Source organism: Caulobacter ginsengisoli (assembly GCF_030814835.1).
Taxonomy (GTDB): domain Bacteria; phylum Pseudomonadota; class Alphaproteobacteria; order Caulobacterales; family Caulobacteraceae; genus Caulobacter; species Caulobacter ginsengisoli.
Map to the genome: position 1 here is coordinate 95,169 of NZ_JAUSVS010000002.1, position 24,085 is coordinate 119,253.

The following is a 24,085-nucleotide window of genomic DNA, read 5'->3' on the forward strand; positions in this document are numbered from 1 at the left end:
GAAGATGGCCGAGAAGACCAAGAGCGGCGGCGGCGGTTTCACCTGGCTGATCAGCGGCTTTTTGCTGGGCGTGATCGCCACCCTGGCGATGCTGGCCTTCCTGGCCCGCGATCCCGAGACCCCGGTCCAGGCCCAGTCCGCCATCGTCGCCCCGCCGGTCAGCCAGCCCGTAGCGCCCGGCGCCGCCCAGCCCGCCGCGCCGGTCCTGGCCGGATCGCCGACCGGGACGGACGCGCCGCCAGCGCCGACCTCGTCCGCCGCGCCATCCCCGACCATCGCTCCGGATTCGGAGAATCTCGATCCCGACGACGCGGCCTCGGCCGGCATGACCTCGCGAGCCCCATCCCAATAGGGCTTGGCCGGTAAGGGATTTATTGTCGCAGAGCGTTTGCCTTCGCCCAAAACGGGCCTAAAACAGCTGTTCGGCATCTTGTGCAGGCGTAGGGCAGTCGCCCCGTTGCGGCTCTTCCCCCAGCTTAGACATCAAGAGCCTGGGGGAAGAAGGAGCGTTCCGTTTTGGAGCCGACCAACGTCGAGGCGCCGGATTACTTCCACAAAGTAGTCGACTGTCAGTGGGCCTGCCCGGCCCACACGCCCGTGCCTGAATACATCCGCATGATCCACGCCGGCCGCTATGCCGACGCCTACATGGTCAACTGGAAGTCCAACGTCTTTCCGGGCGTGCTGGGCCGCACCTGCGACCGTCCCTGCGAGCCGGCCTGCCGGCGCGGGCGGGTCGAGGACGAGCCGGTGGCCATCTGCCGCCTCAAGCGCGTCGCCGCCGACCACAAGGGCGATGTCTCGGCCCGCATGCCGCTGCCCGCCGCCAAGCATAACGGCCTGCGGGTCGCCTGTATCGGGGCCGGGCCAGCCTCGCTGACCGTGGCCCGCGACCTGGCTCCGCTGGGCTACGAGGTCGTGGTCTATGACGGCGACGCCAAGGCCGGCGGCATGATCCGCAGCCAGATCCCGCGCTTCCGCCTGCCCGAATCGGTGATCGACGAGGAGGTCGGCTACATCACCGACCTGGGCCCGGTCATGAAGCTGGGCCAGCGGGTCGACAGCCTCAAGGCGCTGCTGACCGAGAAATACGACGCCATCTTCGTGGGAACCGGCGCGCCGCGCGGCCGGGACCTGCACATCCCCGGCCGTCAGGAGGCCGCCGCCAGCATCCATATCGGCATCGACTGGCTCTCGTCCGTCTCGTTCGGCCACATCGACAAGATCGGCAAACGGGTCATCGTCCTGGGCGGCGGCAACACCGCCATGGACTGCTGCCGCACCTCGCGCCGTCTCGGCGGCGAGAGCGTCACCGTGGTGGTCCGTTCCGGGTTCGAGGAGATGAAGGCCTCGCCCTGGGAAAAGGAAGACGCCATGCATGAGGGGATTCCGATCCTCAACTGGATGGTCCCCAAGGCCTTCGTGCATGACAACGGCCGGCTGACCGGGGTGATGTTCGAGAAGGTCGAGCCCCGCGTGGGTGAGGACGGCCGCCGCAAGGTTGTCCCCACCGGCGAGCCCGACCAGTTCATCGAATGCGACGACGTGCTGCTGGCCATCGGCCAGGAGAACAGCTTCCCCTGGATCGAGCGCGATGTCGGGCTGGAGTTCGACCAATGGGACATGCCCAAGGTCGACGAGATCACCTTCCAGTCGACCAACCCCCGCGTCTTCTTCGGCGGCGACGCGGCGTTCGGGCCCAAGAACATCATCTGGGCCGTCGCCCACGGCCATGAGGCGGCGGTCTCCATCGACGCCTTCTGCCGCGGCAACGACGTCCGCCTGCGGCCGCCGCCGGGGGTGACCCTGGCCTCGCAGAAGATGGGCATCCACGAGTGGAGCTATGACAACGACGTCTCGCTGGACCTGCGCTTCAAGGTCCCGCACCTGGAGACGTCCAAGGCCCTGGCCGACGTCAAGGCCGAGGTCGAGCTGGGCTTTACCCTGGAACAGGCCCTGGCCGAGACCCAGCGCTGCCTGAACTGCGACGTCCAGACGGTGTTCGCCGCCCCGGCCTGTATCGAATGCGACGCCTGCGTCGACATCTGCCCCACCGACTGCATCACCTTCACCGCCAACGGGCCGGAAGACGACCTGCGCACCCGGCTGAAGGCCCCGGCGACCAACGAGACCCAGGATCTCTACGTCTCGGGCACGCTCCCGACCGGCCGGGTCATGGTCAAGGACGAGGACGTCTGCCTGCACTGCGGCCTCTGCGCCGAGCGCTGCCCCACCGGGGCATGGGATATGCAGAAGTTCCTGCTCGATATCACCCACGCCGGAGGTTCCGGATGCTCGCGTTGACCGAAGAGGAGGCCATAGCCTCCAGTCAGGCCCCGGGGGGCGTTCGATGAGCAAGCCACTCGCCTCGGTGAACGACTTCGTCGTCAAGTTCGCCAACGTCAATGGCTCGGGCTCGGCCAGCGCCAACGGCCTGTTCGTCAAGTCGATCCTGCGCAGCGGCGTGCCCGTCGCGGCCCGCAACATCTTCCCGTCCAACATCCAGGGCCTGCCGACCTGGTACGAGGTGCGGATCTGCGAAGCCGGGCATCTGGGCCGGCGGGGCGGGGTGGACCTGATGGTCGCCATGAACCCCCAGACCTGGGATCGCGATGTCGCCGAGATCGAGCCCGGCGGCTACCTGTTCTACGACTCCACCAAGCCGATGCCGCCGTCGAAATTCCGGGCGGATATCAATGTGGTCGGCGTGCCGCTGACCCAGATCAGCAACACCGCCTACAGCGATCCACGCCAGCGGCAGCTGTTCAAGAACATCATCTATGTCGGCGCCCTGGCCCATATCCTGGGCATCGAGGTCGCGGTCTTCGAGACCCTGCTGGCCGAGGAGTTCGCCAAGAAGCCCAAGCTGATCCCGGCCAATATCGAGGCCCTGCATCTGGGCGTCGATTACGCCAAGGAGCACCTGAAGCCGTTGGGCCTGCAGGTGAAGCGGGCCGACCGGGTGGGCGACCGCATTTTCGTCGACGGCAACACCGCCGCCGGCCTCGGCGCCGTCTATGGCGGGGCGACGGTCTGCGCCTGGTATCCGATCACGCCCTCGACCTCGCTGGCCGAGGCCTTCACCAGCTACTGCGAACAGCTGCGCATCGATCCGGAGACCGGCAAGGCCAAATACGCCATCGTCCAGGCCGAGGACGAGATCGCCTCCATCGGCATCGTCGTCGGGGCCGGCTGGAACGGGGCGCGGGCCTTCACCTGCACCTCGGGGCCGGGCATCAGCCTGATGCAGGAGTTCATCGGCCTTTCCTACTTCGCCGAAATCCCGGCGGTGATCTTCGACGTGCAGCGCGGCGGGCCCTCAACGGGCATGCCGACGCGGACGCAGCAATCCGACATCCTCTCGGCCGCCTATGCCAGCCACGGCGACACCAAGCATGTCATGCTGCTGCCGCAGGATCCGGGCGAGTGTTTCGAGTTCGGCTCGCTGGCCTTCGACCTGGCCGACCGGCTGCAGACCACCATCTTCGTCATGCTCGACCTGGACATGGGCATGAACGAGTGGCTGACCGCCCCCTTCACCTGGGACGACAACCGCAACCTCGACCGCGGCAAGGTGATGACCGCCGAGATGCTCGAGGCCGGCGCCGACTTCGGCCGCTATCTCGATGTCGACGGCGACGGCATCCCCTTCCGCACCTATCCGGGCACGCACCCGGACAAGGGCGCCTATTTCACCAGAGGCACCTCGCGCGACCGCTACGCCCGCTATAGCGAGGAGGGCGCGGTCTATGTCGACAACATGGAGCGGCTGGTCCGCAAGTTCGAGGCCGCCAAGTCGCTGGTCCCGGCCCCCGTCCTGCGCAAGGCGCCCAAGGCCACCCGCTTCGGCGTGCTCTATTTCGGCTCCACGGGCCCGGCCATGCACGAGGCGCTCGACGCGCTGGAGAGCCGGGGCCTGCATCTCGATGCGCTACGGGTGCGGGGTTTCCCGTTCTCGGCTGAGGTGTTCGACTTCATCCACCAGCACGACCTGGTCTTCGTGGTCGAGCAGAACCGCGACGCCCAACTGCGCACCCTGCTGATGAGCGAGGGCGGCATCGATCCGGCCCGGCTGGTCAAGGTGCTGCACTATGACGGCACGCCGATCACCGCCCGCTTCATTTCCGGCGAGATCGCCGGCCTGATGGGCGCCCCGGCCCAGACCGGAGAAATGGCCAAATGACCTACATCGCCAAGCCCCGGTTCCATCACCCCAGCCTGATCGAGAACAAGCTGGGCTTCACCCGCCGCGACTACGAGGGCAAGGTCTCGACCCTGTGCGCCGGCTGCGGCCACGACTCGATCAGCGCCGCCATCGTCCAGGCCTGTTTCGAGCTGGATATCGAGCCGCACCGCCTGGCGAAGCTGTCGGGCATCGGCTGTTCGTCCAAGACCCCGGACTATTTCCTGGGGGCCAGCCACGGCTTCAACACCGTCCACGGCCGCATGCCCTCGGTGCTGACCGGCGCCAACCTCGCCAACCGCGACCTGATCTATCTGGGCGTTTCGGGCGACGGCGACAGCGCCTCCATCGGGCTTGGGCAGTTCGCCCACTCGATCCGGCGCGGGGTCAGCATGGCCTATATCGTCGAGAACAACGGCGTCTACGGCCTGACCAAGGGCCAGTTCTCGGCCACCGCCGACAAGAACTCCAAGTCCAAGAAGGGCGTGGTCAACCACGACAGCGCCATCGACATGGTCAGCCTGGCCCTGCAGCTGGGCGCCACCTTCGTCGGCCGCAGCTTCTCGGGCGACAAGGCCCAGCTGGTGCCGCTGATCAAGGCGGCCATCCGGCACAAGGGCGCCGCCTTCATCGACTGCATCAGCCCCTGCATCGCCTTCAACAACCACGCCGGTTCCACCAAGAGCTTCGACTGGGTCCGCGAGCACAACGAGGCGGTCAACCACCTGGACTTCATGGTCGGCCGCGCCCCGATCACCGCCCAGTACGCCCCAGGCGAAACCGTGTCGGTCGAGCAGCATGACGGCACGGTCCTGACCCTGCGCAAGGTCGCCGCCGACTACGACCCGACCGACCGGGCCAAGGCCATGGGCTTTCTCATGGAGCGCCAGGCGGCCGGCGAGGTAGTCACGGGCCTGCTCTATATCGACCCCGAGGCCGAGGACCTGCACGACGCCCTGGACACGGTGGCCACGCCGCTGAACCAGTTGGGCGGCGGCGATCTGACCCCCGGCTCCGCGGCCCTGGCCAAGATCAACGCGGCCCTGCGCTAGGTGAAGCTGCTGGCGGCCTTCGCGCCGAGCGCCGATGCGCCGCCGCTGAGCGATCCGCAGGAGATCGACCGCCGCTTCAACGCCGCGCGGCTGCGGATCATCATCGCCGTCACCCTCGGCTATGGCCTGCTCTACACCTGCCGGGTGGGGCTGGGGGTCGTCAAAGGCCCGCTGATCGATGCGGGTATCTTCACCCCCATCCAGCTGGGCCTGATCGGGGCGGCCACCTATTACGGTTATGCCGGGGGCAAGCTGTTCAACGGCTTCCTGGCCGACCACGTCAATCCGCGCGCCCTGCTGGTGGCCGGTATCCTGCTGTCGGCCCTGTGCAACCTGGCCATGAGCGCCACGACCGTCGTCTGGATCGCCGCGATCATCTGGGGGGTGAACGGCTGGTTCCAGAGCTTCGGCGCCCCGGCCTGCGTCATCTCGATGGCCCAGTGGTTCTCGGGCGAGGAGCGCGGCCGCTACTACGGCATCTGGACCATCTCCCACACCCTGGGCGAGGGCCTGACCTTCCTGGTCACCGGCACGCTGGTCGGGGCCCTGGGCTGGCGGGCCGGCTTCATCGGGCCCGGCCTGCTGTGCCTGTTGGTCGCCGCCTGGACCTGGTGGATGATGCGCGAGCGGCCACAGGTCCTGGGCCTGCCGTCGGTGGCCCGCTGGCGCGGCGTGCCCGAACCGCCGCCACCGCCCGAGACCCCGGCCCTGCGACTGCGCGGCCAGCTGGCTATCCTGGCCTTCCCGGAGGTCTGGGTCCTGGCCGTGGCCAGCGCCCTGCTCTACGTCTCGCGCTACGCCATCACCAGCTGGGGCGTGCTCTATCTGCAGAAGGCCCATCACTTCGACCCGGGCCCGGCCGCCGCCATCCTGTCGATCAGCACCTTCGCCGGCGCGGCCGGGACGGTGGCCTTCGGCTTCCTCTCCGACCTGGTGTTCAAGGCCCGCCGGCCGCCGGTCAACCTGCTGTTCGGCGTCATCGAATTGACGGGCCTGCTGATCTTCTTCTACGGCCCGGACAACATCTGGGTGCTGTCCCTGGGCATGGTGCTGTTCGGCTTTGGCATGACGGGCCTGGTCACCTCGGTCGGCGGCCTCTTCGCCACCGACATCTGCCCCAAGCACGCCATGGGCGCGGCCCTGGGGATGATCGGGGTGTTCAGCTATGTCGGCACGGCCATCCAGGAGAATGTCAGTGGCTGGCTGATCCAGAGCCACATGGTCGGCAAGGGCGTCGCGGCGGTCTACGACTTCCAGCCGGCGGTGCTGTTCTGGGTGGCCTGCTCGGCCGCCTCGCTCGTGCTGGCGGCGACCCTGTGGCGGGCCAGGCCGCGCGATTGACGCTGCGTCATAGGCGACCCCAACGGCCTGATATGCTTTCCTCTCGCGTAAGCGTGTTTCGAGACCGTAGTGGAGGATTTAGCCATGACCACCCAGGCCACCGGACCCGTCGATCCCGCCGAGCTGGACGCCGCCCTGGCCGAGGCTCACATCCCCTCGCTGATGATGGCCCTGGTCCACCTGACCGGCTCCACCGACCACCTGACCCCCGCCCGCACGCCGACTTATATCCCGCTGGGCGACGAGCAGGGCGAGATTCCCGAGGCCGAGCGCGCCGCCGTCCGCGCCCTGGCCCGCCAGGCCATCCTCGACCACGCCAACAACGGCAAGCCCCTGCCACCCCAGCCCGACCAGGCCACCGTCCGCAAGATGATGGACGTCATCGTCGGCGGCGAAATCCCGCAGCGCTACGCGACCTTCCTGATGCAGGAACTCGGTCTGGAGGGCGTCGATGCCGACCGGCCGCAATGGACCGAGAGCGAGAAGCAGGCCGCCGCCGACATGCATGTGGTGATCATCGGGGCCGGCATGTCGGGCCTGCTGACCGCCATTCGCCTGCAGCAGGCGGGGGTCGCCTTCACCATCCTGGAGAAGAACCCCGACGTCGGCGGCACCTGGTTCGACAACAGCTATCCGGGCTGCCGGGTGGACACGCCCAACCACCTCTACAGCTTCTCCTTCGAGCCTAATCACGACTGGCCCCAACGCTATTCCACCCAGGACGTGCTGCTGGCCTATTTCCGCCGGGTCGCCGACAAGTACGACCTGAAGAAACACATCCGCTTCGACACCAGCGTCGAGGAGGCCATCTGGGACGAGGCCTCGGCGACCTGGACCGTCCGCACGGTCCGCGCCGATGGGGCGCATGGCGAGGTCAAGGGGACGGCCGTGGTCAGCGCCGTGGGCCAGCTCAACCAGCCGCGCTTCCCCGACATCCCCGGCCGCGACCTGTTCGAAGGCCCGTCCTTCCACTCGGCCCGCTGGCGTTCGGACGTGGCGCTGGAGGGCAAGCGCGTCGCCGTCATCGGCACCGGCGCCAGCGCCTTCCAGTTCGTGCCGGAGATCGCGCCCAAGGCCGCGAAAGTCACCGTCTTCCAGCGCTCTGCCCCCTGGCTGGCCCCGACCGAGAACTATCATGAGGCGGTGGGCGAGGGGAAAAAGTGGCTGCTCGAGCACGTCCCCTTCTACGACAAGTGGTACCGCTTCTACCTGTTCTGGACCATGACCGACGGGGTCTATGACGCGGTCAAGGCCGACCCCGCCTGGAACGCCCCCGACGCCACCGTCAGCGAAATGAACCAGATGCTGCGCGAGATGCTGGTGGCGGCCATCTCGGCCCAGACCGAAGGCGACGAGATCCTGCGCCAGGCCGTGGTGCCCAACTACCCCTTCGGTGGCAAGCGGGCCCTGCGCGACAACGGCGTCTGGATCGCCGCCCTGCGCCGCGACAACGTCGAACTGGTCACGAAAGCGGTGAAGGCCGTCACCGCCAAGGGCGTGGTCACCGAGGACGGGACCGAGCACCCCTGCGACGTGCTGATCTACGGCACCGGCTTCCAGGCCAGCCGCTTCCTCACCCCCATGCGCATCGTCGGCAAGGACGGGGTCGAACTGCACGAGAAATGGAACGGCGACGCCCGGGCTTACCTCGGCATGACCACGCCGGGCTTCCCCAACTTCTTCATGATCTACGGCCCCAACACCAACATCGTGGTCAACGGCTCGATCATCTTCTTCAGCGAGGCCTCGGTCCGCTACATCGTCTCCTGCCTGGAGTTGCTGGCCCGCGACAACGCCAGGACCATCGAGGTGAAGCCGGATGTCCACGACGCCTTCAACGCCAAGGTCGACGCCGCCAACGCCCTGATGGCCTGGGGCGTGGAGGGGGTCTCCAGCTGGTACAAGAACGACAAGGGCCGGGTCAGCCAGAACTGGCCCTTCCCTCTGGTGGACTACTGGGACGCGACGCGGGCGCCGAACCCGAAGGATTTCGTGATCGGGTAGGGCCGTGGGCTTCATCGCAACCTACCACTGGAGGGTCTCGCCCGAGGCCGAGCCGGCCTTCCGCGAGCGCTGGACGTCGATCACCAAGGCCGCCCTGCAGTTCGGCGCGTTCGGCTCCACACTGACCCGCACGGAAAACGGCGAGTTCGTCGCCATCGCCCTGTGGCCCGACCAGCAGACCCGCACCGAGGCCTTCGCAAGGATCGAGGCCAGTCCGCCGTTGGCCGGTGTCGAGTTCCTGGAGGAACTCAGGCTGGAGGTGCTGGAGGATCTGTGGACGGTGTCGCCGTTCCGGGCCGACTGACGCGGCTACCAGGGCAGCCGATAGTCGAACCCGATGTTCATGGCGATGGTCAAGCCGACCCAGGCCAGGACGCCCAGGATGATGATCGCCAGGACCCAGCCGCCCTTGCGCCTGCGGGCGATGACCCGCCGCTCCTGCATCGACACCGCCGGCTCGATGGTCAACCGGGCCGGCTTGCCCTCAGGGGTCAGGCGGTTGGCGAGCAGGCGCTCGACGACCGCCTCGACGGCGACCGGGCGCCAGGGGCCGGACCAGCCGTGGTTGCCCATCGTCCAGGCCAGGCCCTTGGCGGTCTTCTGGACGGTGACGTAGGCGCCCGGGTCGCTGGGGCTGGGATGGTCGGCGTCGTAGAAATGCAGGCCAAGGCTGGGCGGCAGCCAGTCCAGCAAGGCGCGGAAAGCCTCGACCGTCGTGTCCGCGCGCGCGGTCACCGCCGCCTGATCGGGCTGACTGCGATCGGGATCCAGGCCGGGGATCGAGGGCATGGCGATCTGGCGATCGGCGGCCGCCTTGAGGGTTTCGATGACCTGCCGGGCGCGGCTGGCCACGCCGGGGTCGGGGTCGCCGGCCAGGCGCTCGCGGATCGCGGCGGGCGCGCGGCTGTTCCAGGCGATGGCGCGGCGCACTTCGGGGTTGGGGTCGCGGGAAAGGGCTTCGAAGACATCGTCCGGCAGGGACGGGCGGCGCGCCATCATCAGGCGCAGGGCCGGGTCGCGGTCGGCCGCCAGCCGCCGCACCACCGCCTCGGTGATCGAGCTGTTCTGGGCCACCTCGGCCTTGAGCTCGGGGAAGCGCTCCAGCACTTCCAGCCACACCGCTTCCGGCGCCGTGTCGGTCAGGGCCTGGAACTGCCGGGTCGGGTCCTTGGCCAGGGCGGCGAAATCGTCGGCCGATGCGATCACGCGGTCTGTCCCCCTGGCCCGTCAGGCCGGCAATTGAGGCCGGCCCCCGTCCGATCGTCAATGACATGAGTTTGGGGTGTGTGGTCGCCGTTGCCAGCCGACCTATCTAGCCGCTAGAGCGCAGGGCAGGGGCCGTCTATCGCAGGCGCGCGCCGCCGGCCGGGCTGAACCCGGTTGCGCCAAACAATGAGCGGAGGGATTTCCACGATGTTCTCGCACATCATGATCGGCACCAACGACCTGGACAAAGCCAAGACCTTCTATGACGCGGTGCTGGGCACGCTGGGCGTGCCGCCGGCCCATGTCGATGGCCATCGCATCTTCTACATGACCCCGACCGGCATCTTCTCGGTTTCCAAGCCGATCAACGGCGAGCCGGCCTGCCACGCCAATGGCGGCACCGTCGGCTTCGCCTGCGCCTCGCCCGAGCAGGCCGACGCCTGGCACGCGGCCGGCGTCGCCAACGGCGGCTCTACCTGCGAAGACCCGCCCGGCGTGCGGGCCGGCGGCATGGGCAAGATGTATCTCGCCTATCTGCGCGACCCGGACGGCAACAAGCTGTGCGGCCTGCACCGCATGGGGTGATCGGTCCCGCGTCTTGATGCGGATCAACGCCAGGCGACGCCCGGGGGATAGACTCTCCCGGGCGTTCGCATGCCTGGACCCAAGATGGACAAGACTCCCACCCGCGCCGTCCTGGCCTTCTTCGCCCTGACGATCGCGCTTACCGCGCCGTTCTGGGTGGTCAGCGCCGTCAGCGCCGCACAGCTGATGCCGGGCCTGCCGCTGGCGGGCCTGGCGGTCGCTTGTCCGGCGGCGGCGGGCCTGATCCTGGCCTGGCGACGGGGCGGAGCGGCCGGCGGCCGGGCGTTGCTGGGGCGGGTGTTCGACGGCGGGCAGGTGCGGTCCCTGGCCGGCTGGTTGGCGCTGGTGCTGACCGCGCCCGCCGTCGCGGCCGCCGCCTTCCTGATCCTGCGGATGGGCGGCTCAGCCGTACCGGATCCGGCCTTCAGCCTCACCGGGACGGCGGCGCTGTTCGGCGTCTTCCTGCTGGGCGGCCTGCTGGAGGAGCTGGGCTGGACCGGTTTTGCCCTGGAAGCCCTGAAGTCGCGCGGCCCGCTGGCCGCCGGCCTGATCATCGGGGCGGTCTGGGCCGCCTGGCACTATCCGGCCCTGCTGCAGGCCCACCGCTCGCTGGCCTGGATCGGCTGGTGGACGCTGTGGACCATGAGCCTGCGGCTGATCATGGTCCGGCTCTACGGCCTCGCCGGGCCAAGTGTGTTCGGGATGGCCGTCTTCCACGCCATGACCAATCTCAGCTGGCAGCTGTTTCCCGTGCAGGGCTCCTGGTTCGACCCAAGGCTCAACGGCCTGCTGATGGCCGGCGTGGCGATCGCCCTGATCGCGATGCGGGCTAGCCCCGCACCACCGCCTCATGCCCCTCGAACGACACCTTCGCCAGGCGGCTGAAGCGGGCCAGGGTCGGTTCGAACTTGGGCAGGGTCTCCATGATGAAGTCGAAGCCGCTGTCCCGGCCGGCGCGCAGGGCCTCCAGCGTGGCCTGTGGCGTCCTGGCCGGCAGGGTTTCCAGGCGGCGGGTGTTTTCCAGCATGCCTTCGAGCGACATGGTGATGCTGACCATCAGCTTGTGGGTCTCGACCCGCAGCGCGCCGTCGCTCAGGTCGGGCAGCCGTTCGCGGTTGCGCTCATAGGCGTCGGCCTCGCGCATCGCCCCGGACAGCATGCGCAGGGTGATGGGCCCGTAAGGGTCGCCGATCTGGCGCGCCTCATGGGCCATCTTCAGGATCATCACGAAGGTGAAGACGATCTCGCCCAGCAGGAGGGCCGCGTCCCGCTCGCGCTGGCGCCGCTCGACCCGGGCCTCGAACCGGTTGCCCAGAAAGCCGCCCAGCGTGGCCAGCACCGCCCCCAGGGTAACGGCGACCAGGGTGCTGTCAGGGGTTCCGAAATTGGGGATGTCGATGGCCATGGGGCGAGCTTCCGACAGCCGGCGGCGGATTACAAACTATACATGTCCGCCCCTTGCGGTCCCGGCGTAAGGTTCGCCGAACGCCGTCCATCCAGAGGGGCTGACCCGCCATGAAACTCCGCCTGATCGCCGCCGCCGCCGCGCTCGTCCTCGTCGCCGCTCCCGTGATGGCGGCCGTCTCCGGACCCATCGCCGCCGCCATCGCCGACACGAGCCGGCCCGCCAAGGACGTCGAGAAGGATGCGGTCCGCAAGCCCGCCGACCTGATCGAGTTCGCCAAGATCAAGCCGGGCGACGTGGTCGTCGATATCTGGCCGGGCGGCGGCTACTGGAGCCGGATCTTCTCTAAGATCGTGGGACCCAAGGGCCATGTGGTGGCCTATGTCCCGTCCGAAATCACCGTGTTCAAGTCCGACCCGCTGGGCGCCGCCAAGGCCATGGCCGCCGAGCCGGGCCTGGGCAATGTCGAGGTGATTTCCGATCCCCTGGCCTCGCCGCCGCCGGCCGAGGCGCTGGGCACGGTGGATGTCGCCTGGACCTTCGAGAACTACCACGACCTGCACGACAGCTTCATGAAGGGCGCCGACGTCGACGCCTTCAACAAGGCCGTCTTCGCCCTGCTCAAGCCGGGCGGCTACTATGTCATCGTCGACCATGCCGCCCCGGCCGGCTCGGGCCTGGCCAACACCGAGGACCTGCACCGCATCGACCCCGCCGCCCTGCGGGCCGAGGTCGAGAAGGCCGGCTTCGTCTTCGACGGTGAGAGCAAGGTGCTGGCCATGCCGGACGACCCCAGGACCGTGAACGTCTTCGACGCCGGCATCCGCGGCAAGACCGACCGCTTCGCCTACCGGTTCAGGAAGCCGAAGGCCTGACATGTCGCCCTATTGGCTGGCCGTCGCTTGGCTGCCTTACGAGACGGACCAACGCCGATTGGTCCGTCACTGCCGCTTCCGTAACAGCGAGCTCCTGTTCGGCGCCCGTCAGGCGGCTGGCGAACTCTGGCGGGACTTCCCGGTCGCCGAGCTGGAGCTGACCCTGAAAGGCTTCGAGGTCGACGCGTTCGACTGGGAGAGCTACCTGCTGGTCTCGCGGCGGCTGCGCGAGGCTATGGCCCTGGGACCGGCCGAGGTTCAATACCTGGAAGTCGACGACAGCGCCTCGATCCCGGAGGTCCGCGCGCGCGGCTACCAGATCCTCAACATCGTCGCCCAGGAGTCGGTGGCCGATCCCAAAGCCTCAGACTACGACCTCGGCCGGCTGACTCCCGACAGTCCCGAGATGGTCCTCAGGGTCGGCGGCATCGCGCTGCGGCCGGATGCGCAGGCCGACCACGAACTGTTTCGCGACCGGTTGTTCCTGGGCTTCCAGTTCGCCAGCGACGCCCTGGCGATGCGGGTGCTCAGGGCCGGCTGTACGGGCCTCCGGTTCTTCGATCCCGCCCGCTTCGATTTCGGCCCGGGCGTTCCTTACCGCACCTTGCGCGGGGTCGAGCGGGAGGTGGTTCGCGACGCGCTGGGCGAGGTCATTGAGCCCGAACTGATCGAGGCGATCCACTGAGCCTCAGCCGGGCAGGGCCAGCGGCGCGCCGGTGACGATCTTCAGCGAGAAGACCGAGAAGGCCAGGATGCCGATGACCATCAGCAGGGCGGCCACGATCAGGCCGCCCGCCACGGCCAGCCGCGCCGCCGGCCCGCCGCTGTCCTTGGCGCGCAGGTAGAGTTCCAGCACCGCCAGCGGGACCAGGTAGCAGCCGGGCGTCCAGAAGATCAGGAACGGGTCGCTCATCTTGACCTTGGCGCCGATGGCCATGTTGACGATGAAATAGCTGAACAGGCCGATGCGCAGGAACCATTGGGCGTTGGAGACCAGATAGAGCCGCATGGCCCAGCGGCGGTGGACGGCGATATTGCGCGCGACCGCGGTCCGCCAGGCCAGGGCCGCGAAGGTCAGGATCAGCAGGCCGTTGACGGTGGTGGAGATGGCGCTGATCGGGCCCGGGCTCGAATGGCGCACCCAGACCAGGTAGAAGCCCGACAGGCTGAGACCCGTCACCGTCAGCAGGAAGACCCGGCCGTTCCAGCGGTGAAAGGCCGGGAACCGCGCCCTGACCCACGGCATCAGCTGCAGCGCGCCGCCGAACGCGATGATCCCCGCCGCCAGGGCGTGGGCGCCGAAGGTCAGGTTGCCGGCCGTGTCGCCCGCGACATAGCCGGTCCCGCCCATCTTGCTGAGCACGGCCCAGGCCTGGAAGTTGCCGCTCACCAGGTTGGGCCCGTAGAAGGCGGCGATGTAACTGAAGAAGGCCCATTGGCCGATCAGGGCGGCCGCCAGCCAGAACCCGGCCGCCCCGGTGAGGACGGCCTCGGAAAAGCGTGGTTTGGAAAAAGGGAGGGCCGAAACTTGCGTGTTTGTCACTTGGACTGGCTCCGTGTGGGCGTAACCTCACGGGCGATGGACAGGATGGCCATGACGCCAGGCGTCAATCGCGTGATCGCTGGTATCGGGAGCGCCGCATGCCGGAGCTGACCGTGGCGGCCGGGTTGGCCGACGGGCTGATGACCTTCGCGCAGGGCCGGGGCGCGGACCGCTCGGCGCTGGCGGCCAAGGCCGGCATCGCGCTCGCCGATCTCGAGGACCAGGACAACCGCGTGCCTTTCGAGCGCTACGTGGCGCTGATGCGGGCGGCCAAGGCCATGACCGGCGATCCGGCCCTGGCCCTGCACTATGGCGAGATGAACGACCTGGCCCAGATCTCCATCGTCGGCCTGATCGGCGAGGCGTCCGAGACCATGCTGGAGGCCATGCATCAGCTCAATCGCTTCGGCCGGCTGGTTATCGAGTTCGACGGCGGTCCGGACCGGTTCACCACCGCGGTGGACCATGAAGGCGTCTGGGGCGTCGACACCCGTCAGAATCCCAACGCCTTCCCGGAGCTGACGGAATCGACCTTCGCCCGGATGATCTGCGGCCCGCGCCGGTTCGGCGTGACCCAGCTGGCCAAGGCGGTGCAGGTCACCCATCCGGACCCCGGCTATGGCGACGAATACGAGCGGGTCTTCCAGGCGCCGGTGACCTTCAACGCCCCGCGCAACGCCATGCTGCTCGACGAGAAATGGATCCACCACCGCCTCCAGGCCCAGCCGCGCTACGTCTTCGGCATCTTCAGTGAGCGGGCCGAGGCGCTGCTCCAACGGCTGCAGGCCTCCAAGACCATCCGCGGCCGGGTCGAGGGCCTGCTGCTGCCGATCCTGCACACTGGCGAGCCGCGCATGGATACGGTCGCCGACCGGCTGGGCCTCAGCCGCCCGACTCTGGGCCGGCGGCTCAAGGCCGAGGGTGTCACCTTCGAGCAGGTGCTGGACGAGCTGCGCCACCGGCTGGCGGTCGACTATCTGAGCGGCCGCAAGGTGTCGGTGAACGAGACGGCCTATCTGGTCGGCTTCTCCGAGCCGGCCGCCTTCTCGCGGGCCTTTAAGCGCTGGACCGGGGTCAGTCCCAGCACGATCCGGTTGGGCGCCGAGAGCAACCGCGCTACTACTGCCTGAATGAACGTCAGAGAACTGATCGCGCACAAGCGCGACGGCGCCGCTCTCAGCGATGAGGAGATCGGCTTCTTCGTCAAAGGCCTGGCCGACGGGAGCATTCCGTCCGAGCAGGCCTCGGCCCTGGCCATGGCCGTCTATTTCCAGGGCATGAGCTTCGCCGAGACCGCCGCCCTGACCGGGGCGATGGCGCGGTCGGGCGAGGTGATGGAATGGGCCGGGCTGCTGGACGGGCCCGTCGTCGACAAGCATTCCACCGGCGGCATCGGCGACAAGGTCAGCCTGATGCTGGCCCCGATCGCGGCGGCCTGCGGAGCCTTCGTGCCCATGCTGTCGGGCCGGGGCCTGGGCCACACCGGCGGCACGCTGGACAAGATGGAGGCCATTCCCGGCTACAACGCCACCCCCGACAGCGCGACCTTCCGCAAGGTGGTGGCCGAGGTCGGCTGCGCCATCATCGGCCAGACGGGGCAGCTGGCCCCGGCCGACGGGCGGCTCTACGCCATCCGCGACCTGACCGGGACGGTGGAGAGCATTCCGCTGATCACCGCCTCGATCCTCTCCAAGAAGATCGCCGCCGGGGTCGGCTCGCTGGTCATGGACATCAAGACCGGCTCTGGGGCCTTCATGGCCACCACCGAACGCGCCGAGGCCCTGGCCCGCAGCCTGATCGGCACGGGCGCGGCGGCGGGGATGACCATCCACGCCCTGATCACCGACATGGACGAGCCCCTGGGCCGCACCGCCGGCAACGGGCTGGAGGTGGCCGAGACGCTGGCCTATCTGCGCAATGAGGACCGCGAACATCGGCTGGACGCCGTGGTCATGGGCCTGGCCGCCGAGATGCTGGTGGTGTCGGGCCTGGCGGTCGATGCAGTCGTGGGCAAGGCGCTGGCCGAGGACGCCCTGGTCTCCGGCAAGGCGGCCGAGATCTTCGCCCGCATGGTCAAGGCGCTGGGCGGGCCGGGCGACCTGATGGAGAACCAGGACCGCTACCTGGCCAAGGCGCCGGTTGTGCGGCCAGTCTTCGCCAGGGCCGCCGGCTATATCAGCTCGGTCAACGCCCGCGACGTCGGCAACATTATCATCGATCTGGGCGGTGGGCGCGGGCGGGTCGAGGATGACATCGACCCTTCGGTGGGCTTCTCTGACATCGCTCCGGTCGGCAGCGCCGTGGGGCCGGATCGTCCTCTGGCCACCGTCCACGCGGCCAATGATGCCGCTGCGGAAGAAGCGTCGGAAAAGCTGAGAAATGCCTATATGATCGGTCAGACGCCACCGGCCCCGAGGGCCGTGCTGCACGATCTCATCACCCGCGCCTGACATGCGCGGTCAAGGACTCCAGTAATCCCATGCGCGCCTTTCTCTGCGTCCTCGATTCATTCGGCGTTGGTTCCGCCGACAACGCCGCCCCGGCCGAGCAGGGGGCGGATACCTTTGGCCACATCGTCGAGGCCTGCGCCGCCGGCAAAGCCGACCGCGAAGGCCTGCGGGCTGGACCGCTGAACATCCCGAACCTGACGGCGCTCGGCCTGGGCCTTGCCGGCGAGGCCGCCCGTGGCGCGCCGTTGCCGCTGGCCCATCCGCACCCGGCGCAGGGCCTCTATGGCTTCGCGCGTGAAATCAGTTTCGGCAAGGACACCCCCAGCGGCCACTGGGAGATGACCGGCCTGCCGGTGCAGTTCGACTGGGGCTATTTCCCCGAAGCCGAGAGCTTTCCGCCCCAGCTGCTGGCCGACCTGATCGAGCAGGCGGGCCTGCCGGGCATCTTGGGCAACAAGGCCGCTTCCGGCACCGAGATCATCGAGGAGCTGGGCGAGGAACACATCCGCACCGGCAAGCCCATCGTCTACACCTCGGCCGACAGCGTGCTGCAGATCGCCGCCCACGAGACCCATTTCGGGCTGGAGCGGCTCTACCGGACCTGCGAGATCGCCCGCCGGCTGGTCGACGAGCACAATGTCGGCCGGGTCATCGCCCGGCCCTTCGTCGGCGAGCGGGTCGGTGAGTTCAAGCGCACCACCAACCGCCACGACTACGCCGTGCCCCCGCACGGCGACACCCTGCTGGACCGCGCCAAGACCGGCGGCCGCGACGTCATCGCCGTGGGCAAGGTGCCGGACATCTTCGCCGGCCGGGGCGTGACCCATCCGGTCAAGGCGGGCGACAATTCCTCGGTGTTCGCGGCCCTGATGGCCGGGCTGAAGGACAACGCCGACGGCGCCCTGATGGTCACCAACTTCAACGACTTCGACACCCTCTACGGCCACCGCCGCGACGTGGCCGGCTATGCGGCGGCCCTGGAGCAGTTCGACGCCTGGATCCCCGCAATCCGCGCCGCCATGCGGCCGGGCGACCTGATGATCCTGTCGGCCGACCACGGCTGCGACCCGACCTGGGCCGGCACCGACCACACGCGCGAATACGTGCCGGTGATCGCCTTCGGCCCCGGCGTCGAGGGCGGGCCGCTGGGGCGGCGGGAGACGTTTGCGGACATCGGCCAGACGTTGGCGACGCATCTGCAGTTGCCGGCGCTTGGCGCTGGGACGGCGTTCCTGTGATCGGCCCCGCGCGAATCCTCACCCGGAGGGGGAGGGGGACCGCCGCGAAGCGGTGGTGGAGGGGGTCAGCCACTACATCCACCTTCGCCCGAGGGCCCGCAGCCGATCCGCCGCGTCTTTTCGTGAACCGTGAATGTAGCTTCAACCCCCTCCACCACGCCTTCGGCGCGGTCCCCCTCCCCCTCCGGGGGAGGATTTGAAAGCACACCCATGAGCAACATCCATCGCATCGGTGACGCCCCATCCGCCCACAGCGCGCGTAATCCCGGCGTTCCCTTCGACCAGGCCTGGGTCGAGGCCGTGCGGGTCAACCTGTCGGCCGTCGAGCGCCGCACGTCCACGCTCGGCGCGCGTCGCAGCGTCAAGAAGGACTGGCAGGCGGCCTGGCTGCTGCGGGCGGTGACCTGCATCGACCTGACCACCCTGGCCGGCGACGACACCCCCGGCCGGGTCGAGCGCCTCTGCGCCAAGGCTCGCCAGCCGATCGCCCCGGAGATGCTGGCCCAACTCGGCGTCCCGCACCTCACCGTCGGGGCGGTCTGCGTCTATCACGAGATGGTCGAGACCGCCGTCCGCGCCCTGGAAGGCACGGACATCCCCGTCGCCGCCGTCTCCACCGGCTTCCCGGCGGGCCTGTCGCCACTCTCGACCCGCCTTGCGGAAATCGAGGCCTCGGTCGCCGCCGGGGCCCGCGAGATCGACATCGTCATCTCCCGCCGCCACGTGCTGACGGGCGACTGGCAGGCCCTCTATGACGAGGTCCGCGCCTATCGCGAGGCCTGCGGGCCGGCCCACGTCAAGACCATCCTGGCCACCGGCGAGCTGGGCTCGATCGAGAAGGTCGGCAAGGCCTCGATGGTCTGCATGATGGCCGGAGCCGACTTCATCAAGACCTCGACCGGCATGGAGGGGGTCAACGCCACCCTGCCGGTGGGCCTGGTGATGTGCCGCCAGATCCGCGACTACCAGGAGCGCACCGGCCAGAAGATCGGCTTCAAGCCCGCCGGCGGCATCGCCCAGGCCAAGGTCGCCCTCAACTGGCTGGCCCTGATGAAGGAGGAGCTGGGGGACGACTGGCTGAAGCCCGACCTCTTCCGCTTCGGCGCCTCGCGCCTGCTGGGCGACATCGAGCGCCAGCTCGAGCACTTCCTGACCGGCCGCTACTCGGCCACCCACCGTCACGCCCTGGGCTGAGCCGTCATGACAAAAGTTGCCGAGATCTTCGAAACCATGGAATGGGGCCCCGCCCCCGAAGACGCCTCCAAGGTGCGCGCCTGGCTGGCCGAGCATAAGGATGGCTTCAAGCTGTTCATCGACGGCGCCTGGGTGGCGCCCACCGGCAAAGGTATGGCCGGCAAGGCCAGCTTCGACGCCCTCAACCCCGCCACCGACGAGCCGCTGGCCAAGGTTGCCACCGGCAGCCCCAAGGACATCGACAAGGCCGTCGCCGCCGCCAAGGCCGCGCTCCCCGCCTGGTCGGCGACGTCAGGCCACCAGCGCGCCCGCGTCCTCTACGCCATCGCCCGCCTGGTGCAGAAGCAGAGCCGCTTCCTGGCCGTGCTGGAGAGCCTGGACAACGGCAAGCCCATCCGCGAGACCCGCGACATCGACGTGCCCCTGGTCGCCCGCCACTTCTATCACCACGCCGGCTGGGCCCAGATCATCGACCGCGAGTTCCCCGGCTACAAACCTGTCGGCGTGGTCGGCCAGATCATTCCCTGGAACTTCCCGCTGCTGATGCTGGCCTGGAAGATCGCCCCGGCCCTGGCCTGCGGCAACACGGTGGTGCTCAAGCCCGCCGACCACACCAGCCTGACCGCCCTCTATTTCGCCGAGCTCTGCCAGGAAGCTGGCGTGCCCCCCGGCGTGATCAACATCGTCACCGGCGGGGCTGAGACCGGCGAGGCCCTGGTCGACCATCCTGACGTCGCCAAGATCGCTTTCACCGGCTCCACGGCCGTGGGCCGCCGCATCCGCCAGCGCACCGCCGGTTCGGGCAAGGCGCTGACCATGGAGCTGGGCGGCAAGTCGCCCTTCATCGTGCTGGAGGACGCCGACCTGGACGGCGCCGTCGAGGGCCTGGTCGACGCCATCTGGTTCAACCAGGGCGAGGTCTGCTGCGCCGGCAGCCGGCTGCTGGTCGAGGAGGGCGTCGCCGACAAGCTGGTCGGCAAGATCAAGGCGCGGCTCAGCAAGTTCCGCCTGGGCGATCCGCTCGACAAGACCATCGACATGGGCAGCCTGGCCGCCCCGATCCAGAAGACCCGCGTCGGCGCCCTGGTCGAACAGGCGCGCGGGGAGGGGGCCCAGGTCTGGCAGGCCGACGTCGCCATCCCCGCCAATGGCAGCTTCTATCCGCCGACCCTGCTGACCGGCGTCGGAACCGGCAACATCGCCTGGCGCGAGGAGATCTTCGGCCCCGTCCTGTCGGTGATGACCTTCCGCTCGGTGAAGGAGGCGGCCCAGCTGGCCAATCACACCCGCTATGGCCTGGCCAGCGCCATCTGGTCGGAGAACATCAACCGCGCCCTGGAACTGGCCGCCGAGCTGAAGGCCGGGGTGGTCTGGGTCAACACCGCCAACCAGTTCGACGCCGCCGTACCGTTCGGCGGCTACAAGGAAAGCGGCTTCGGCCGCGAGGGCGGCCGGGCCGGCCTCTACGAATACCTCAAGCCGGAGAAGGCCTGGCTCGACAAGGGCGAGGTGCGCCTCGCCGCGCCCGCCCGCCACGGCGGCGAGGGCCCCGTGCCGATGAGCGGCATCGACCGCACCGCCAAGAACTACATCGGCGGCAAGCAGACCCGCCCCGACGGCGGCAACAGCCTGGAGGTGCTCGACCACCACGGCCGCTTCGCCGGCCGGGTCGGCGACGGCAACCGCAAGGACATCCGCGACGCCGTCGAGGCCGCCGTCGGCGCCGAGAGCTGGGGCAAGAGCGCCGCCCACCTGCGCGCCCAGATCCTGTTCTACATCGCCGAGAACCTCGACTATCGCGCGGGCGAATTCCGCGACCGCCTGGTCAGCCTGACCGGCGCCACCGCCAAGGCCGCCGACCGCGAGGTCGCCGCCAGCATCGAGCGCCTGTTCGCCTACGCCGCCTGGACCGACAAGTTCGAGTCCCCGGTCCTCAACCCGCCCGGCCGCCAGCTGGCTATCAGCGTCCATGAACCCCTGGGGATCATCGGCGTGACCTGCCCGGATGCGCCGCCCCTGCTGGGCTTCATCAGCCAGATCGCCCCGATCATCGCCATGGGGAGCCGCTGCGTGGTCGTGCCGTCCCAGCGCTATCCGCTGCTGGCCACCGACTTCTACCAGGTCCTGGAAACGTCCGACCTGCCGGGGGGGGTGGTCAACATCGTCACCGGCGAGGCGGATGCGCTGACCAAGACCCTGGCCGAGCACGACAGCCTGGACGGCCTCTGGCACCACGGCAGCGCCGAGAGCAGCCGCATGGTCGAGGCGGCCTCGACGGGCAACCTGAAGCGGACCTGGGTCAACAACGGCAAGGCGCGGGACTGGTTCGACAAGGCGACCGGGGAGGGGCCGGAGTTCCTGCGGGCGGCGACGCAGGTGAAGTCGATTTGGGTGCCGTATGGGGATTAGACTCTTGCAGTTGCCCGAACTGGTGCGCTGCTTCAGCTAGTTGCTAAAGATGAAGGGACCTGGAAAAAGTGAAAAAGGGGTCAGAGTCATTTTTGACCCCCTTTGGGGATCGACCCCGTCCTGCGCCCTACTATCCGCCGCCGTTCAGCCGCCGCGCCATGTCCCGCATCAGCGCCTCCTCGGTGCCGTGGAACCTGATCCCGCTGGTCGGCAGGGTTCCGGTGCAGGCGGCCGCCAGCAAGGCTCCGATCGGGGTTGAGGCGGCGGGAAACGGCGCCCAGGCCGTGGGGGTTTCCGACATCGACACCGGGCGCTGGTCGGCGCCGAAAGCGTAGTTCGCCTCGTCGCGCACCTGGCGTTTGGAGCAATCGAGGTCCAGTTGCTTAAGCAGGAAGGCGACCGGCTTTCCGCCGCCCGCCAGCGGCGTCCTGTAGGCGATGACCACGTCCAGCAGCGCCTCGCCCTTGGCGCGGTCGAAGCCATAGTTGGGCGACCCCGGGGGCAGTCTGGCGCCGAGGTCCGGCTTCGGCGCGATCTCGTCGCTCGGCCAGCCGCCCTCGCCGATGAACGGCATCGCAATCAGGAAGAGGCCGGCCGGCGACCGCTCCGGTGGTTCCTCGGCGAGGCTGTGGACCAGGATGGTCGCGCCGACCGAATGGGCGACCAGCAGGGCGCCGTCATCCAGCTCGCCCAGCGCCCTGCGCAGCGCCGCCTTCCACGGCGCGAATTGGGGATCGTCTTCGTTCGGCATGCGCGGATAGCGGATTTCGTAGCCGGGCCCCAGCTCCCGCCCCAGGCTCTCGACCAGCCTGCTGTCCCAGGCGTCATGCGTATTTGCGCCCCCGCCCTGGACGAACAGAAGCTGTCTGGTCATGGCGGACCTTCCTGGTTTGGATGCAGCGGGTAACGCTCGATCGCGGCGCCGGTTCGCGGGGGCGAACGCCCCATAGTGGCAGCGCGGTTGACACCCGACAGGGGAAGGCCAACGCTTGGGCCATCATCGCGTCGCGCCGTCTGCAAAGCTTCGACGGCGCGGCCGCTGGAGCCGCCGCCATGCACACCAATAACGCCTTCCTGCGGTCCCTGTCTCCGGACGACTACCATGCGCTGCAGAAGAGCCTGCGCCCCATCGGGTTCAAGATCGGCCACGTGCTGTACGAGCCCGAGGACGAGGTGGACTGGGTCTATTTCCCCGAGAGCGGCCTGGTCTCGCTGATCTCGGTGATGCTGTCGGGCGACCAGGTGGAATCCGGCGTCGTCGGCACAGAGGGCGGCATCGGCTTCGTCGAGGCGGCGGGGGCCGGCATCATCTTCTCCCGCGCCGTGGTGCAGATCGACCTGGTGGCGCAGCGGGCGTCGGCGGCGGCCTATCTGGAGGCGCTTGACACCAGCGCCACGCTGCGGCGGGCGGTGGCGTCGCACATCGAACTGACCATCGCCGAGGGCCGGCAGACCATCGCCTGCATCGCCCACCATCCCGTGGCGGAGCGGCTGGCCTGGTGGCTGCTCGAATGCCAGGACCGCACGGGGCTGGAAGACCTGGCCCTGACCCAGGAATTCCTGAGCGCCATGCTGGGGGTTCAGCGCAGCACGGTCTCGACCGTGGCCGCGGCCCTGAAGACCGAAAACCTGATCTCCTATGTCCGGGGGAGCATCCGGATACTGGATCGCGAGGGCCTGGAGCGCCGCAGCTGCGAGTGCTACGCGACCAACCGCCATTTCCGCCAACTGATCGAGCAGCGGCGGGCGCCGGCCAGCCTCATCGCGGATCCACGGTGACCCGCCGCATGTGCCGCCGCTGGCCCGGATAGTCGTTCAGCGCATAGTGCCAGACCGAGCGGTTGTCCCAGAAGGCCAGCGACCCTGCCTGCCAGGCAAACCGGCAGGTAAAGGCCTCCTGCCGGCTGTGCTCGAACAGGTAGTCGAGCAGGGGCTTGGACTCCTTGCGGGTCCAGCCGTCGATATGCATCGTGAAGGCCGGGTTGACGTAGAGGGCCTTGCGGCCGGTCTCGGGGTGGACCTTGACGACCGGGTGGACGAACTCGCCGGCCAGGCCCTCGGCCTCGGCCACCACCATGGACGAGCGCTTCTGGGCCGAGGCGCCCTTGGCGCTGTATTCCTTGCCGGCGGAATGGACGGCGTTCAGCGTGCCCAGAGTCACTTTCAGGCCGTCCGACAGGGCGTCATAGGCGGCGGCCTGGCTGGCGAACAGGGTGTCGCCGCCCCATTCTGGAACCTGGACCGCATAAAGGATCGAGCCGATCGACGGGGTTTCCAGGAAGCTCATGTCGCTGTGCCAGCCGCCGCCGAAGTTCAGCTTGTCGGAGGGCTCCTTGATGATCTCCATGATCTCCGGGTGGCTGGCCATGCCCTTGACGTAGGGATGGATGTTCAGCGGCCCGAACCGGCGCCCGAACGCCAGGTGCTGGTCGGGGGTCAGGGTCTGGTCACGGAAGAAGATGACCTGGTGCTCGACATAGGCGGCGCGGATGGCGGCGATGGTCTCGTCGTCCAGGGTTTGCGACAGGTCGACCCCGCCGATCTCGGCGCCCAGCGCGCCGGCGACCTTGCGGACGGTGATCGTATTGTGGCCCATCGGC

General features: G+C 68.7%; 22 protein-coding genes. 17 read left to right on the forward strand and 5 right to left on the reverse strand.

Annotated features, from left to right (window positions below):
- Positions 1-4 precede the first annotated feature (4 nt).
- From QO010_RS05865 to QO010_RS05895, 7 genes are all read left to right on the forward strand, one after another.
- Entirely contained in the window at positions 5-352 is a 348-nt protein-coding gene (locus tag QO010_RS05865; RefSeq protein WP_307347279.1) for a hypothetical protein, read from the forward strand.
- A gap of 164 nt (positions 353-516) precedes the next feature.
- Positions 517-2,304 (forward strand): FAD-dependent oxidoreductase, encoded by a 1,788-nt coding sequence (locus QO010_RS05870; RefSeq protein ID WP_307347282.1) that lies wholly within the window; start codon positions 517-519, stop codon positions 2,302-2,304.
- 46 nt (positions 2,305-2,350) lie between these two features.
- Positions 2,351-4,183 (forward strand): 2-oxoacid:acceptor oxidoreductase subunit alpha, encoded by a 1,833-nt coding sequence (locus QO010_RS05875; protein WP_307347285.1) that lies wholly within the window; start codon positions 2,351-2,353, stop codon positions 4,181-4,183.
- A complete protein-coding gene (locus QO010_RS05880) occupies positions 4,180-5,235 on the forward strand; it encodes a 2-oxoacid:ferredoxin oxidoreductase subunit beta (protein ID WP_307347288.1) in 1,056 nt (351 codons plus the stop codon). The genes QO010_RS05875 and QO010_RS05880 overlap by 4 nt, the downstream gene beginning before the upstream one ends.
- On the forward strand, positions 5,236-6,576 hold the full coding sequence (locus QO010_RS05885; protein WP_307347292.1) for an MFS transporter: 1,341 nt from the start codon (positions 5,236-5,238) through the stop codon (positions 6,574-6,576).
- Between the two features lie 84 nt (positions 6,577-6,660).
- Positions 6,661-8,580 carry an FAD-dependent oxidoreductase gene (locus tag QO010_RS05890; RefSeq protein ID WP_307347294.1) on the forward strand — a complete coding sequence of 640 codons (1,920 nt, stop codon included), beginning with the start codon at positions 6,661-6,663 and terminating at the stop codon, positions 8,578-8,580.
- Between the two features lie 4 nt (positions 8,581-8,584).
- Positions 8,585-8,884 carry a hypothetical protein gene (locus tag QO010_RS05895; RefSeq protein WP_307347297.1) on the forward strand — a complete coding sequence of 100 codons (300 nt, stop codon included), beginning with the start codon at positions 8,585-8,587 and terminating at the stop codon, positions 8,882-8,884.
- A gap of 5 nt (positions 8,885-8,889) precedes the next feature.
- Here QO010_RS05895 and QO010_RS05900 read toward each other — a convergent pair whose 3' ends face one another.
- Complete coding sequence (locus QO010_RS05900; protein ID WP_307347300.1) at positions 8,890-9,786, reverse strand: hypothetical protein; 897 nt, start codon at positions 9,784-9,786, stop codon at positions 8,890-8,892.
- A 207-nt stretch (positions 9,787-9,993) separates the two neighbouring features.
- Here QO010_RS05900 and QO010_RS05905 point away from each other — a divergent pair, with 207 nt between their 5' ends.
- Both QO010_RS05905 and QO010_RS05910 read left to right on the forward strand, forming a co-directional pair.
- Positions 9,994-10,371, forward strand: coding sequence for a VOC family protein (locus QO010_RS05905; protein WP_307347303.1), 378 nt, complete (start codon positions 9,994-9,996; stop codon positions 10,369-10,371).
- 84 nt (positions 10,372-10,455) lie between these two features.
- Positions 10,456-11,256: a CPBP family glutamic-type intramembrane protease gene (locus QO010_RS05910; RefSeq protein WP_307347305.1), complete on the forward strand. Its 801-nt coding sequence runs from the start codon at positions 10,456-10,458 to the stop codon at positions 11,254-11,256.
- Here QO010_RS05910 and QO010_RS05915 read toward each other — a convergent pair.
- A complete protein-coding gene (locus QO010_RS05915) occupies positions 11,201-11,776 on the reverse strand; it encodes a hypothetical protein (protein WP_307347307.1) in 576 nt (191 codons plus the stop codon). The genes QO010_RS05910 and QO010_RS05915 overlap by 56 nt on opposite strands.
- A 110-nt stretch (positions 11,777-11,886) precedes the next feature.
- Here QO010_RS05915 and QO010_RS05920 point away from each other — a divergent pair, with 110 nt between their 5' ends.
- On the forward strand, positions 11,887-12,651 hold the full coding sequence (locus tag QO010_RS05920) for a class I SAM-dependent methyltransferase (RefSeq protein WP_307347309.1): 765 nt from the start codon (positions 11,887-11,889) through the stop codon (positions 12,649-12,651).
- Position 12,652: 1 nt separating this feature from the next.
- The gene (locus QO010_RS05925) at positions 12,653-13,336 is read left to right on the forward strand and encodes an imm11 family protein (protein ID WP_307347312.1); all 684 of its coding nucleotides are present in this window, start codon (positions 12,653-12,655) and stop codon (positions 13,334-13,336) included.
- Positions 13,337-13,339: 3 nt separating this feature from the next.
- Here the strand turns inward: QO010_RS05925 and QO010_RS05930 are convergent, their stop codons facing one another.
- Positions 13,340-14,194 (reverse strand): DUF2306 domain-containing protein, encoded by an 855-nt coding sequence (locus QO010_RS05930; RefSeq protein WP_307347315.1) that lies wholly within the window; start codon positions 14,192-14,194, stop codon positions 13,340-13,342.
- A 98-nt stretch (positions 14,195-14,292) separates the two neighbouring features.
- Here QO010_RS05930 and QO010_RS05935 point away from each other — a divergent pair, with 98 nt between their 5' ends.
- From QO010_RS05935 to QO010_RS05955, 5 genes are all read left to right on the forward strand, one after another.
- Positions 14,293-15,324 carry an AraC family transcriptional regulator gene (locus QO010_RS05935; protein WP_307347317.1) on the forward strand — a complete coding sequence of 344 codons (1,032 nt, stop codon included), beginning with the start codon at positions 14,293-14,295 and terminating at the stop codon, positions 15,322-15,324.
- On the forward strand, positions 15,325-16,644 hold the full coding sequence (deoA, locus tag QO010_RS05940) for a thymidine phosphorylase (RefSeq protein ID WP_307347319.1): 1,320 nt from the start codon (positions 15,325-15,327) through the stop codon (positions 16,642-16,644).
- A 29-nt stretch (positions 16,645-16,673) separates the two neighbouring features.
- On the forward strand, positions 16,674-17,882 hold the full coding sequence (locus QO010_RS05945; RefSeq protein WP_307347320.1) for a phosphopentomutase: 1,209 nt from the start codon (positions 16,674-16,676) through the stop codon (positions 17,880-17,882).
- 210 nt (positions 17,883-18,092) lie between these two features.
- Positions 18,093-19,076 (forward strand): deoxyribose-phosphate aldolase, encoded by a 984-nt coding sequence (gene deoC / locus QO010_RS05950; protein ID WP_307347323.1) that lies wholly within the window; start codon positions 18,093-18,095, stop codon positions 19,074-19,076.
- 6 nt (positions 19,077-19,082) lie between these two features.
- Positions 19,083-21,485, forward strand: coding sequence for an aldehyde dehydrogenase family protein (locus QO010_RS05955; RefSeq protein ID WP_307347326.1), 2,403 nt, complete (start codon positions 19,083-19,085; stop codon positions 21,483-21,485).
- A 130-nt stretch (positions 21,486-21,615) separates the two neighbouring features.
- Here the strand turns inward: QO010_RS05955 and QO010_RS05960 are convergent, their stop codons facing one another.
- Positions 21,616-22,359, reverse strand: coding sequence for an alpha/beta fold hydrolase (locus QO010_RS05960; protein ID WP_307347328.1), 744 nt, complete (start codon positions 22,357-22,359; stop codon positions 21,616-21,618).
- A gap of 179 nt (positions 22,360-22,538) precedes the next feature.
- On the opposite strand from QO010_RS05960, the gene QO010_RS05965 reads away from it, so the two are divergent.
- Positions 22,539-23,264: a Crp/Fnr family transcriptional regulator gene (locus tag QO010_RS05965; RefSeq protein WP_307347330.1), complete on the forward strand. Its 726-nt coding sequence runs from the start codon at positions 22,539-22,541 to the stop codon at positions 23,262-23,264.
- On the opposite strand, the gene QO010_RS05970 is transcribed toward QO010_RS05965, so the two are convergent.
- The gene (locus QO010_RS05970; RefSeq protein WP_307347332.1) at positions 23,245-24,081 is read right to left on the reverse strand and encodes a TauD/TfdA dioxygenase family protein; all 837 of its coding nucleotides are present in this window, start codon (positions 24,079-24,081) and stop codon (positions 23,245-23,247) included. The genes QO010_RS05965 and QO010_RS05970 overlap by 20 nt on opposite strands.
- Positions 24,082-24,085 lie beyond the last annotated feature (4 nt).

Bases quoted from the DNA above. Each gene is read 5' to 3' on its own strand.
- QO010_RS05865 (WP_307347279.1), top strand. From the start codon at position 5: ATGGCCGAGAAGACCAAGAGCGGCGGCGGCGGTTTCACCTGGCTGATC.
- QO010_RS05875 (WP_307347285.1), top strand. From the start codon at position 2,351: ATGAGCAAGCCACTCGCCTCGGTGAACGACTTCGTCGTCAAGTTCGCC.
- QO010_RS05880 (WP_307347288.1), top strand. From the start codon at position 4,180: ATGACCTACATCGCCAAGCCCCGGTTCCATCACCCCAGCCTGATCGAG.
- QO010_RS05890 (WP_307347294.1), top strand. From the start codon at position 6,661: ATGACCACCCAGGCCACCGGACCCGTCGATCCCGCCGAGCTGGACGCC.
- QO010_RS05905 (WP_307347303.1), top strand. From the start codon at position 9,994: ATGTTCTCGCACATCATGATCGGCACCAACGACCTGGACAAAGCCAAG.
- QO010_RS05910 (WP_307347305.1), top strand. From the start codon at position 10,456: ATGGACAAGACTCCCACCCGCGCCGTCCTGGCCTTCTTCGCCCTGACG.
- QO010_RS05915 (WP_307347307.1), bottom strand. From the start codon at position 11,776: ATGGCCATCGACATCCCCAATTTCGGAACCCCTGACAGCACCCTGGTC.
- QO010_RS05920 (WP_307347309.1), top strand. From the start codon at position 11,887: ATGAAACTCCGCCTGATCGCCGCCGCCGCCGCGCTCGTCCTCGTCGCC.
- QO010_RS05925 (WP_307347312.1), top strand. From the start codon at position 12,653: ATGTCGCCCTATTGGCTGGCCGTCGCTTGGCTGCCTTACGAGACGGAC.
- QO010_RS05935 (WP_307347317.1), top strand. From the start codon at position 14,293: ATGCCGGAGCTGACCGTGGCGGCCGGGTTGGCCGACGGGCTGATGACC.
- deoA (WP_307347319.1), top strand. From the start codon at position 15,325: ATGAACGTCAGAGAACTGATCGCGCACAAGCGCGACGGCGCCGCTCTC.
- QO010_RS05945 (WP_307347320.1), top strand. From the start codon at position 16,674: ATGCGCGCCTTTCTCTGCGTCCTCGATTCATTCGGCGTTGGTTCCGCC.
- deoC (WP_307347323.1), top strand. From the start codon at position 18,093: ATGAGCAACATCCATCGCATCGGTGACGCCCCATCCGCCCACAGCGCG.
- QO010_RS05955 (WP_307347326.1), top strand. From the start codon at position 19,083: ATGACAAAAGTTGCCGAGATCTTCGAAACCATGGAATGGGGCCCCGCC.
- QO010_RS05960 (WP_307347328.1), bottom strand. From the start codon at position 22,359: ATGACCAGACAGCTTCTGTTCGTCCAGGGCGGGGGCGCAAATACGCAT.
- QO010_RS05965 (WP_307347330.1), top strand. From the start codon at position 22,539: ATGCACACCAATAACGCCTTCCTGCGGTCCCTGTCTCCGGACGACTAC.
- QO010_RS05970 (WP_307347332.1), bottom strand. From the start codon at position 24,081: ATGGGCCACAATACGATCACCGTCCGCAAGGTCGCCGGCGCGCTGGGC.